Below are 10,652 nucleotides of genomic sequence, written 5' to 3' on the forward strand. Positions count from 1 at the left end.
GTCGCGAGATCAATGTCGCTTATACCGACAGATTCCGGTTTTTCGATCCGCTCGAAGCCTTCGGTGAGTATCCCGAAAGAGGCGCCCAGGACATCGATCGAGTTCTCGCTCGTCGTTACGGAGTCTTGCGGGGGGAACCACGGGATCTCCAGTCGGAGGAGGAGCTCTTGCCGGGGAGGGGGAGCGACAAGGCCTGGGCTTCCGACGTGGACCGCGTTGATGTCCTGGGCTGGTGCGATATTTACCTGGAAGGAGCAGTAGCGTCTTTTGAGAACGCGGCAGCAATTTCCATATCGCCGGGCGGAAGGATATCTGGCCAGCGGCCGAGGTTCCTCAGTTCCTCGCCGTGCAAGGCGAAGTGAGCCACGGGGGGACGTCAAAGCTGGAATGCGTCGCCACCGGGAATCCTGTGCGCGCAGGTGACTCTGCATCCTCCACCTCCTGAAGAGAGCAATTGCGTTCAGGACGGAATACGATCGCAGATATTGGCACCCGAAGGCGGGCGGCAGCGCCGGCGCCATGTTCCGCGCGCCCTTTGCAGAAGCCGCGAGGTTCCTATGCGTCCTAGCTTTTCCGGTTCCGGGCCTGCGCTAGGCGGTTGCGACCTGAGCCGGTGCGGGCCTATTCGCTGTGGATGCAACGGCCACGGCCTTGTCGGCGCCAGTAGATGATGACCGCGGCATCGACTGCAACCATCACCAATGTGCCGATGCCTGTGCGAAAGCGGAGTGGTGTGGTGCTTGGAAGACATGACCACATTCACGCCAGTCTTGACGCTTGTGTGGCGTCTCTCGCGACGAAGACAAGTAAAAAGACGATTGCAGCAGGAATAACAACGCCGCCCAACCCTATCATTTGAAAGACGATGGCGCCCACGGCCACACCGATGAAGAAACCCGCAATGATCATGAAAGTCGGCAGCAGATTCAGTGAAAGGGAGCGGTTCAAAATGCTATCCGCCAGGTCTATGGACAATTGGGTTGTGTTAGTTGTCATTACGTTGGTCGACCCGTAGCCGGTCAGCAACAACCGTGCCGTGGCGCTCTGCACACCCATGGCCGCGAGCCCGAACAGAGCAACCTCCGCATTCAGTCCATCCGATGCCCGGAACAGCCAAGTCGCTGCAAGTACAGTTAGTAGCACCGCCTCGACACCTAGCATGACCGTTAGGGCTAAACGATCAGTGCGGGCGACCAAGCGTACGACAAAAGTTGCGAGCATGCCGGAAACGAGGAACACTGGTATCGCGAGTACTTTTAGCCCGTACTTGTCATTGGGGTTCAAGAGTTCAGAGCCTGCAACAACAAAGCTCCCCGTCGCCTGCGCAACAAAAAATCCCTGGAAAGCTAGGAAACTGCAGGCATCCACAAAACCTGCCACGAACGCCAGGGTGGCCGGTAAGATCGGCTTCGGGATCAAGGTTGGTTTGGTCGGTTCACGAACGATGGAGCTATGCATCTGAGAGCGGCCCTTCGGTGGTTCTACCATCGCGGTATCAAGGACAGCCTACACACGGGGCGGCAAGATAAGAATCCTCCCCATGTATATTGTTTAGACCAATGATTATTATCTCTGGTATGCGCAAGTACGATGGCGTTGATTGATGGTACAGATGGTTTCGAAGGGATAATGTCAGCTGCATGATACGAACATTGTGCGCAAATCCCTAAAAGGCGAGGCTAAATACGCGTGCTTGTGGCTGTTATGTTGCGCCTCGGCCTAAGCCTGGGTCTTTGTATTTGAAGAGCCAGCGAAAGGTGCGCATCAGGGGTTGTCAGACCGCTCGGTGGCGTCGCCGCCCCCGAGGGCTTGGGGCTTGCTACCCGAAGTCCTGTAGCAGTTCGATGCTGGCGGTGGCGAGACATACCGAAGCTAAATGAACAACGAGAGTCTTGATGGCTCACATAGAATCGGCCTTGCGGTCGCGGTAGTGCGCGAAGCTCAGCTAACGAGTTCATTCCGGGAGGGCGTGTGTTCCAGCAGTCGAAGCCCCTTCATTCACTTTCGGGGAGGGCCTGCGTGACGTAGCGGTTGCCACTGTGATGGCGGGTCTTACCCCGGAACACCCAATAGGCATGGGCTTGATAGGCCAGGACGATCGGGATGACGATCATGAGCCCGGTACCGGCGAAAGCTAGCGTCTGAGGATCGGCGGCGCCGTTCCAGATGGTGATTTGTCGCGGCACGACATAGGGCCACAAGCTGACGACGAGGCCGCCGAAACCGAGCAGGAAGATGACCAGCGCCAGCAGGAAGACCTCGGCTTCGCGGCCGATCCAGATGCGGCGCCAGATGGTCAGCAGCGCGGCGACCGTGAGCGACGGCACGGGTGCGAGGAAAGCGATGTTCGGCCAGGCGAACCAACGCGCGGCGACCTCCGGAACACTCCAAGCGCTCCACCCACTGACCGCGAGCATCATGCCGGAGGTGAGGATCAACGCAGAATGGGCGATCTCGCGGGCGAACACCTGCGTCGGCCCATCCGTCTTCCAGATCAGCCATCCGGCGCCGAGCAGCGCGTAACCGCCGACCAGCCCGGCTCCGCAGGCAAGGCCGAGCAGGCTGACGAAATCGAACGTGCCGCCGGCGAATATGCCGTTCTCAATCGTCACCCCGTTGATCAGGCTGCCGAGGATAAGCCCCTGACAGAGCGTTGCGAGCAGCGATCCACCGGCGAAGGCGATGTCCCAGATCCAGCGGAATTCGCCTGCTTGCAGACGGAATTCGAAGGCGATGCCCCGGAAGATCAAGGCGAACAACATGAACATTACCGGCAAATAGAAGGCGGGCAGCAGAACGTAGTAGCCGGCGGGAAAGGCGGTAAGCAGCAGCGTGCCGCCCATGACCAACCAAGTCTCGTTGGAGTCCCACACGGGTTCGATGCTGGCCATCATCAGGTCGCGATCCTCGTTGCGCGGCGCAAGCAGGAACAGCATGCCGACGCCGAGATCAAAGCCGTCGGCCAGCACGTAGATGGTGACGCAGAACGCCGCGAGTGCTGCGAACAGCACAGGAAGATCGGCTGCGAAGAATGCGGACATGGCTTACTCTCCTGATGCGAGGCGGGTTTTGTCGGCGAGCGCGACAGCCGGAGCCGACCCGACGATCGCCGGGCTGCCCCGGTCGAGGCCCGGACGGACAAGGCGCGGATCGCTAGCGCTGGTATCGCGCGGCCCGCGGATGGCGATGCGTCCGGCGAACCAGAGGAAAGCCAGCAGAAGAACCATGTAGACAACGACGAAGATGGCAAGCGTCGTTGCCACCGCGCCGGCCGCGACCGGCGCAACCGCGTCGATGGTGCGCAACTGGCCATAGATGACCCAAGGCTGGCGGCCTGCCTCGGTGGTCGTCCAGCCGGCGAGCACCGCGATGAAGCCGAGCGGCGTCGTCGCCATGGTGATCAGTTGGAACCAGCGTGTGTCGTAGAGGCGATGGCTCCAGCGCAGCGCCACGCCGGTGACGGCGGTGGCGAGAAGGATCAGCCCGATGCCGACCATGATGCGGAAGGCGAAGAAGACGATCGGCACATAGGGCTGGTCCTCGCGCGGCACCGCCTTCAGGCCCTCGACCTCGCCGTCCCAGGAATGGGTGAGATAGAGGCTGGCAAGATGCGGGATGTCGATCGCGTAGAGATTGCGCTGCTCCTCCATGCTGGGCCAGGCAATCACGGTCATCGCGGGTCCCTTGGTGGTGTCCCACAGCCCTTCCATCGCGGCGAGTTTTATCGGCTGATAGGCAAGCGTGTTGCGTCCGTGCAGGTCGCCCAGCAGGATCTGCGTCGGGGTGAGCACCAGCGCCATCCACATGGCCAGCGAGAAAGCGAGGCGGCTGGCCTCCACATGCTGCCTGCGCCAAAGATGGAAGGCAGAGACGCCGGCCACGACGAAGGAGCCGGTAATGAAACTGGCGCAGACCATGTGGGCGAGCCGGTAGGGGAAGGAAGGATTGAAGATGACCTGCCACCAGTCGACGACATGAAAAATGCCGTTGGCGTCGGCCACCGCGCCCTGCGGCGTCTGCATCCAACTGTTGGCGGCGAGGATCCAGGTGGCCGACGTCAGCGTGCCGCCCGCCACCATGCAGCAGGCGAAGAAATGCAGTCCCCTGCTGACCCGGTTCTGGCCGAACAGCACGATGCCGATGAAGCCGGCCTCGAGGAAGAAGGCGGTCAGCGCCTCGTACATGAAGAGCGGGCCGAGGACGTTGGAGACCGAGCGCGAGAAGCCCGCCCAGTTGGTGCCGATCTCGTAGCTCAGCACGAGGCCAGTGATGACGCCCATGCCGAAGGCCAGCGCGAAGATGGAAATCCAGAAGCGCATGAGATCGCGATAGACCTCGCGTCCGGTGCGCCACCAAAGGCCGCTCAGTAGCGCGACGAAGCAGGCGAGCCCGATCGTGACCGTCGGCCACAGGATGTGGAAGCCCATTGTGAAGGCGAACTGGAGTCGGGCAAGGATGACGGCATCCATGGTCAAGCCACCTCAACCTGGACCTGCGCCCGCACGATGCGGATCGGAATGCCCTTGTAGGAGGGTGTGAAACTCATTGGATCGTGGGCGTGAAGCGGCACCAGCGGATTGGTCTCTGGGTAATAGGCCGCGCAGCCGCCGGCCGGGAATGCATGGGCGACCAGCTTGAAATTGCGAACCACTCGCTCCACGCCGTCGTCTGAAACGGTGACTAGGTCGACGCGGTCGCCCGGCTTGAAGCCGCGCTTCTCGATTTCCTCGACGCTTATGAACAGCACGTCGCGTTGGCCGAACACGCCGCGATAGCGGTCTGAGAGTGAATAGAGCGTGGTATTGTACTGGTCATGGCTGCGCACGCTGGTGAGCCACAAAACGTCCGCATCGGATGCGTTATCCTCGCCGAGCCCATCGAACGGCATGAAGTTCGCCTTGCCGGTAGCCGTATTCCAAATACGCTCGCGCGCCGTCGAGGGGAGGTGGAAGCCGCCGGGTACGCGGATGCGAGCGTTGTAGCCCTCGAAAATCGGAAAGACGTCTTCGATGGCGTCGCGTATCAGGTCGTAGTCGGCGACGAAGATCTCCCAGTCCACAACTGAGCGCATCCCGAGGGTGGCGCGGGCCATGCCTGCAACGATCGCGGGCTCGCTCTTCAGGTGCTCGGAGGCAGGTTCGTTCATGCCGGTCGACGCGTGCACCATCGACATAGAGTCCTCGACGGTGATGGATTGCGGGCCTGCCGCCTGCAGGTCAACCTCCGTGCGGCCTAGGCAGGGCAGGATGAGCGCGTCGCGGCCATGGATGATGTGGCTGCGGTTAAGCTTGGTCGAGACGTGAACAGTGAGATCGAGACGGCGAAACGCCTCCTGCGTGACCTGCCAGTCTGGGATGGCAGCGACGATGTTGCCACCCATGCCGATGAAGACGCGCGCTTTTCCCTCGACCATGGCCTCCAGCGCGGTGACGACATTGTGTCCATGCTCAGCAGAGGGCTCGAAGCCAAAACGCTGTCCCAGCCGGCCGAGGAATTCAGGGGTCGGAATTTCGGTTATGCCGACGGTACGGTCGCCTTGGACGTTGGAATGGCCGCGCACCGGGCACAAGCCGGCGCCTTCCTTTCCGATATTTCCCTTGAGCAGGCAAAGATTGGCAAGCTGCTGGACGCTTTTCGCGCCGTGCCGGTGCTGGGTGATGCCCATGCCATAGACGACGATCGCCCTCTTCGCCTTCATATAGACATGGGCGGCTTCCTCGATCGCCGAGCGCGTGAGGCCCGATCGCCGCTCGATGTCTTCCCAGCATGTGGCCTTGAGGTCGGCGACGAGCGCCTCGATGCCGACGGTGTGGCCGCGGATAAAATCCCAGTCAAGGGCCTCGATCTGGTGTTCGGCGCGCAGCCGCTCATCCTCCTCGACTAGCACCTTCATCAAGCCCTTGAGCACTGCGATGTCGCCGCCGACCTTGACTTGGTGCAGGCGCGAGCTGATCGGGGTGGACGTCAGCGTCGTCATCTCGATCGGGCTCTGCGGCGCCTGAAAGCGCTCCAGCGCCCGCTCGCGGAACGGATTGAACGAAATAATGGTTGCGCCGCGTCGCGAGGCACTGCGCAGGCTGGTCATCATGCGCGGGCTGTTGGTGCCGGGGTTCTGGCCGAAGATGAAGATGCAGTCAGTCTTGTCGAAATCGTCCAGCAGCACCGTGCCCTTGCCGACGCCGAGCGACTGCGGCAAGCCGACGCTGGTAGCCTCGTGGCACATGTTGGAACAGTCGGGGAAGTTGTTGGTGCCGTATTCGCGCACAAAGAGCTGGTAGAGGAAGGCGGCCTCGTTGGAGGTGCGACCGGAGGTGTAGAACTCCGCCATATTCGGATTGGGAAGGGCGCCCAGATGCCGACCGATCATGGCGAAGGCGTCGTCCCAGTTCACCGACAAGTAGCGATCGCTGGCTTGGTCGTAGGCCATCGGATGAGTAAGCCGCCCGACCATTTCGAGTTCGTAGTCGCTCCATGTCGAAAGCTCGGTGACGGTGTGAGCTGCGAAGAACTCCGGCGTGCAGCGCTTCGCCGTCACCTCCCAGGCGACTGCCTTGCCGCCGTTCTCGCAGAATTCGAAGGGCGAGGTGTGTTTGGGATCTGGCCAAGCGCAGCCCGGGCAATCGAAGCCAAGCGGCTGGTTCATGCGCAGCAGCGTTGTCGCGCCCTTGATCGCAATATCCTGCTCGACCAGGTGCTCGCCGAGCGCCTTCAGCGCACCCCAGCCGCCGGCGGCCTCGTCATAACGCTCAATACGCTTCTTGCCACTCATTTCTATGCCCCTGTGTGGATTCAGCTACCGGCCGACCCCCTGTCAGCGAAGCCCCGCCAGTCGTCGAACCGCCCGCGACATCTTCCGATCCGCGCGAGCGGCACGCCGAAGCGGCTCTGCTGGCCTATCAGTGGGTAGCGCGAAAACGGTCGCCAACCCTCGACCACGCGTCAGATCAGAAGCCGAAACCGCTGAGACCAGGATGGTCGTCGGGGCGACGACCCAAAGGCCAATGCAACTTGCGTTCGGACTCCGCGATTGGATGTTCGTTAATGCTGGCGATCCGGCGGCGCATCAGCCCTTCCGTATCGAACTCCCAATTTTCGTTGCCGTAGGCCCTGAACCATTGGCCGCTGTCATCATGGTATTCATAGGCGAAGCGGACAGCGATCCGGTTTCCCGCAAACGTCCAAAGTTCCTTTACCAGCCGGTAATCGAGTTCTTTGTTCCATTTGCGGGTGAGAAAAGCCTCGATGGCTTCCCGGCCTGTCACGAACTCGGCGCGATTACGCCAGGCACTGTCAACCGTATAGGCGAGCGCGACACGGCCGGGGTCACGCGTGTTCCAGCCGTCTTCGGCTGAGCGCACTTTTTCTATGGCGGTTTGTTCCGTGAAGGGTGGAAGCGGTGGGCGGGACATGGCATTTTCCTGTGAGAGAGCAACGGGAAGTCGCAAGCGGCGACCGCTTGCCGCAGATCGGGGCGACGCCATTCCGCGCCGACGGTCCATGGCCTTGGGGGTCAGTCCGCCATCCGCCCGGCTTCGAAAAGGAACCAGGTACGGCGCTCGGCCTCATCAATCCAAACCTCGATCAAGCTGGTCGTCGCGACGTCGTCGTGCTCCTCGCATACTGCGTGCACGGCGCGCAGGAGACTTATGAAGGTGCGGTTGTCTTGGGCAAGCTCGGCCAGCATGTCGTGTGGCGTCACATAGGCCGCGTCATTGTCGGAGATTCGCTGCTCCTTCGCGATCTGTCCGATAGAGCGGAGCGTGGTGCCGCCGATCTTGCGACAGCGCTCAGCGATGTCATCGGTGATAGCGAAGATTTGCTCGCCTTGTTCGTCGAGTAACACATGGTAATCACGGAAGTGCGGCCCTGACATGTGCCAGTGGAAATTCTTCGTCTTGAGGTAAAGCGCGAAGGTATCGGCTAGCAACCCGGTGAGAGCGGCAGAGATATCTGTCACGGCATTCTCGCCGAGATCGGAAGGGGTACGGAGCGGTGCGGCGCGAAGGCGGAGGGCGTTGGTGGTCATGGGGATGATCCTTGGTCAGCGAGCTCAATGCGTGCTCAATTGCGCCAACCTAGGCCCCGAAAAGCCGTCTGGTCTTCTGCAAATGCCGGGTTTTCTTTCTGAATGCCCGGAAAGGACGGGCTCTTCATCGGCCAGCGAGGGGCGTCGCGGCGGTCAGCGCCCGGACGCCGCCAGCCCTGCAGTTTCATTTCGCTGGGCCACGAGACAAGGTTGTGTGCTGTGAGTTCTGCAAATTCGCTGAGAAAGGGCGGTCATGGCAGGCTGGTGATATTCAACGTCACCGAGTTCCGCCACATTCTGCTTTCGAGCCCTGATGGGCTGCGCGATGTGATCCGCGCGGTGATGCAGGAAGTCCTGGAGGGCGAGATGGATGAGGTGCTTGGAGCCGAGAAATGCTAGCGCACGCCGGAGCGGCTCGCCTATCGTTCGGGCCATTACGGTCGCACGCTCGTCACGCGCGCCGGCAAGCTCGGACTCAGGGTGCCGCAGAACCGGCAGGGCCGCTTCTCGGCGGAGTTGTTCGAGCGCTACTAGCTTTCCGAGCGGGCGCAAGCCGCTGGACGAGAGCCTCCCCGCCTTTGCCAATCGCCCGCTCCAGGAGCCGTTCCCTTACCTCATTGTCGATGCTCGCTACGAGAAGGTCTGCGAAGTCGGCATCGTCATGGGCCAGGCGGTGCTGATTTCCGTCGGGATTGACTGGGACGGAAGGCGCCAGAGCCATCGAGATGGCCAATCGCGACAACCGCTCGACCTGGCGGGATTTCTCGTCGGCTTGAAAGCGTGAGGCCTCAGGGACGTCGAACTGGTCGTGTCCGACGATCGACCTGAACAAGCAGCCGAAATGCACGGTCGTGTGTTCCGAAGTGCTCTGGTGGAGATGCCATAGCCGAAACATCGCCGACTATTTGATCGTCCATTGGATGGCGGTCTCTCTGCTTGGGCCCGGATAACGTCACGCCTGCGGTTCTCGCGATCTGCGCGGAGAAGGTCGCCGCGGGCTTGCCTTATCGAGAGCGTGTGGCCGGTTCATGAAGGGTAATGGCGCCGCTTAGAATGGCAGCGACCCGAACGCGCAGATAGGGCGCCAACTCATTCTCGAACCATGAGTTGCGCCGCAGCCAGCCTGCACATCTCCAGGAGGGGTGCGGCAGCGGGATCACCGCAGGCCCATAGGTGCGCCATGCCGCGACGGTCTCGGTCATCGAACGCCTCGGCGTGTCTCCCAACGCCCACCGCTGAGCATAAGCGCCGACCAGCACCGTAAGTTCCACCTTCGGCAGACATGCCAGGAGCGACTGCCGCCAGAGCGCGGCGCACCTGGGCGGTGGCGGATAGTCGCCGCCTTTGGGATTGGTCCCCGGAAAGCAGAACGCCATGGGGGCCACGCCGATACGCGGGTCCGCATAGAAGGCGCGCCGATCCACTCCAAGCCACTCGCGCAGCCGGTCGCCCGACGGGTCATCGAACGGAAGTCCGCTTTCATGCACGCGTCGCCCCGGCGCCTGTCCACAGATCAACAGCCGGGTGCCGGGGGCCACCTGCACCACCGGGCGCGGTTCATGGCCGAACTCCTCGACGCACACGCGGCATGCCCGAATGCTCGAAAGCAACGCGTCAAGTTGCGACTGTTCCAACTGGCCGCGCGTTCCGTCGTCGCGCGAATGTGCCACGAAGCTATGACTTGCAGAAACGTCTACCACGTCGTTCCGATCCCTATTGTTGCCTCGCCCTGTCGTCAGTTCAATTACTGACCAGAGGACGTAGGAGTTCGGATAACATTCGACCAGCCGCCGCCGGAGTTGCGCGACGCTTCACCGCGGGAACGTGCAGAGCTTCTGGACAATTGTTTCCTTCGATTCCATAGCATGCTGAAACCGTCCAACCGACATGCCGTGGCAGGTGATTGCCTTGGTAAGAATTTGCCCGCTTGCTGTGGTGCGTCGACAACCTTGGTCCTCGTCGCGCTCGTTCACAATGGGAAGCGCAGGTCGTCCCGAGTTGCTAAGGAAAACCTGACGCTTGGCAGTTGTGGTCCAAATGATGCTGGCAGCTCCGGCTGCACGCCTTTAACTGTTGGCTGCTCCAAAACTTCAAAGAGACGCGAAGCCAGTCAGTGCGGACCTACGGATTGCCGAACAATAACACGGCAAACTCTGGCACAACGAAAGGAAGCCGATCACTGCGTACTGGCAATCCAGCTATTTGATTGAATGGAGTTCTAGAACCGCCTGATCCACGGCCCCCTCGTCGCCACCCCAGCCCAATCGGGTTCCATGCTCATCGAGTGTTTGGCGGGTGGCCGTCAGTGCAGTTTGCAACATGGCGAGTTCAGCTAGAACTGCAGATGACAGAGGCCCGCCATCTGCCGCGATGGTTTCGACAGCATTCGTCCTCGCAGCCTCGAGCGCTGCGGAAAGTGCGCGAACTGGATGGACGCTGGACATGGGCTTCTCCTCGTCAATAACTTGGTACCGACCCGTTCGTGGATCGGCAGATTGCGTGCCTTACGTGCCGCAACGATGCCACACGCGGGAGGCAGGTTCTTTTCCAAAGGCATGCTGCGTTTCGTCTTTGACCGTTGCAGGGATCAGGCACGCTCTCAACCGGTGTTCGTCAATTTCTGCCT

Annotated in this window: 9 protein-coding genes and 1 pseudogene; 2 read left to right on the forward strand and 8 right to left on the reverse strand. The window is 61.3% G+C overall.

All coding sequences use genetic code 11. The annotated features are described in order from the left end of the window. A partial coding sequence (locus tag EN964_RS38145; protein WP_206528714.1) for a hypothetical protein occupies positions 1–362 on the forward strand: 362 nt, incomplete at its 5' end. A 397-nt stretch (positions 363–759) separates the two neighbouring features. Here EN964_RS38145 and EN964_RS12585 read toward each other — a convergent pair. The 6 genes from EN964_RS12585 to EN964_RS12610 all read right to left on the reverse strand — a co-directional run bounded on the left by EN964_RS12585 (position 760) and on the right by EN964_RS12610 (position 8,026). Then, positions 760–1,458: a YoaK family protein gene (locus tag EN964_RS12585; RefSeq protein ID WP_164748741.1), complete on the reverse strand. Its 699-nt coding sequence runs from the start codon at positions 1,456–1,458 to the stop codon at positions 760–762. Between the two features lie 536 nt (positions 1,459–1,994). Beyond that, entirely contained in the window at positions 1,995–3,041 is a 1,047-nt protein-coding gene (gene cydB, locus EN964_RS12590) for a cytochrome d ubiquinol oxidase subunit II (protein WP_127269965.1), read from the reverse strand. Positions 3,042–3,044: 3 nt separating this feature from the next. Beyond that, positions 3,045–4,469, reverse strand: a complete 1,425-nt coding sequence (locus EN964_RS12595; RefSeq protein ID WP_127270663.1) for a cytochrome ubiquinol oxidase subunit I — start codon at positions 4,467–4,469, stop codon at positions 3,045–3,047. 2 nt (positions 4,470–4,471) lie between these two features. Then, positions 4,472–6,769 carry an FdhF/YdeP family oxidoreductase gene (locus EN964_RS12600; protein WP_127270666.1) on the reverse strand — a complete coding sequence of 766 codons (2,298 nt, stop codon included), beginning with the start codon at positions 6,767–6,769 and terminating at the stop codon, positions 4,472–4,474. Between the two features lie 175 nt (positions 6,770–6,944). After that, positions 6,945–7,409: a nuclear transport factor 2 family protein gene (locus EN964_RS12605; protein ID WP_127270298.1), complete on the reverse strand. Its 465-nt coding sequence runs from the start codon at positions 7,407–7,409 to the stop codon at positions 6,945–6,947. Positions 7,410–7,510: 101 nt separating this feature from the next. Beyond that, complete coding sequence (locus EN964_RS12610) at positions 7,511–8,026, reverse strand: Dps family protein (protein ID WP_127270297.1); 516 nt, start codon at positions 8,024–8,026, stop codon at positions 7,511–7,513. 342 nt (positions 8,027–8,368) lie between these two features. Here EN964_RS12610 and EN964_RS12615 point away from each other — a divergent pair. Further along, positions 8,369–8,934 (forward strand): annotated as a pseudogene (locus EN964_RS12615) (transposase); the annotation flags it as partial. Between the two features lie 96 nt (positions 8,935–9,030). Here the strand turns inward: EN964_RS12615 and EN964_RS12620 are convergent. Both EN964_RS12620 and EN964_RS12625 read right to left on the reverse strand, forming a co-directional pair. Continuing rightward, positions 9,031–9,660, reverse strand: coding sequence for a uracil-DNA glycosylase family protein (locus tag EN964_RS12620; protein ID WP_127270300.1), 630 nt, complete (start codon positions 9,658–9,660; stop codon positions 9,031–9,033). A 564-nt stretch (positions 9,661–10,224) separates the two neighbouring features. After that, entirely contained in the window at positions 10,225–10,470 is a 246-nt protein-coding gene (locus tag EN964_RS12625; RefSeq protein WP_127270296.1) for a hypothetical protein, read from the reverse strand. Between the last annotated feature and the right edge of the window lie 182 nt (positions 10,471–10,652).

The sequence above is a fragment of the Mesorhizobium sp. M7A.F.Ca.CA.001.10.2.1 genome (assembly GCF_003998575.1).
Classification (GTDB): Bacteria; Pseudomonadota; Alphaproteobacteria; order Rhizobiales; family Rhizobiaceae; genus Mesorhizobium.

Bases quoted from the DNA above. Each gene is read 5' to 3' on its own strand.
- EN964_RS12595 (WP_127270663.1), bottom strand. From the start codon at position 4,469: ATGGATGCCGTCATCCTTGCCCGACTCCAGTTCGCCTTCACAATGGGC.
- cydB (WP_127269965.1), bottom strand. From the start codon at position 3,041: ATGTCCGCATTCTTCGCAGCCGATCTTCCTGTGCTGTTCGCAGCACTC.
- EN964_RS12605 (WP_127270298.1), bottom strand. From the start codon at position 7,409: ATGTCCCGCCCACCGCTTCCACCCTTCACGGAACAAACCGCCATAGAA.
- EN964_RS12600 (WP_127270666.1), bottom strand. From the start codon at position 6,769: ATGAGTGGCAAGAAGCGTATTGAGCGTTATGACGAGGCCGCCGGCGGC.
- EN964_RS12585 (WP_164748741.1), bottom strand. From the start codon at position 1,458: ATGCATAGCTCCATCGTTCGTGAACCGACCAAACCAACCTTGATCCCG.
- EN964_RS12610 (WP_127270297.1), bottom strand. From the start codon at position 8,026: ATGACCACCAACGCCCTCCGCCTTCGCGCCGCACCGCTCCGTACCCCT.
- EN964_RS12625 (WP_127270296.1), bottom strand. From the start codon at position 10,470: ATGTCCAGCGTCCATCCAGTTCGCGCACTTTCCGCAGCGCTCGAGGCT.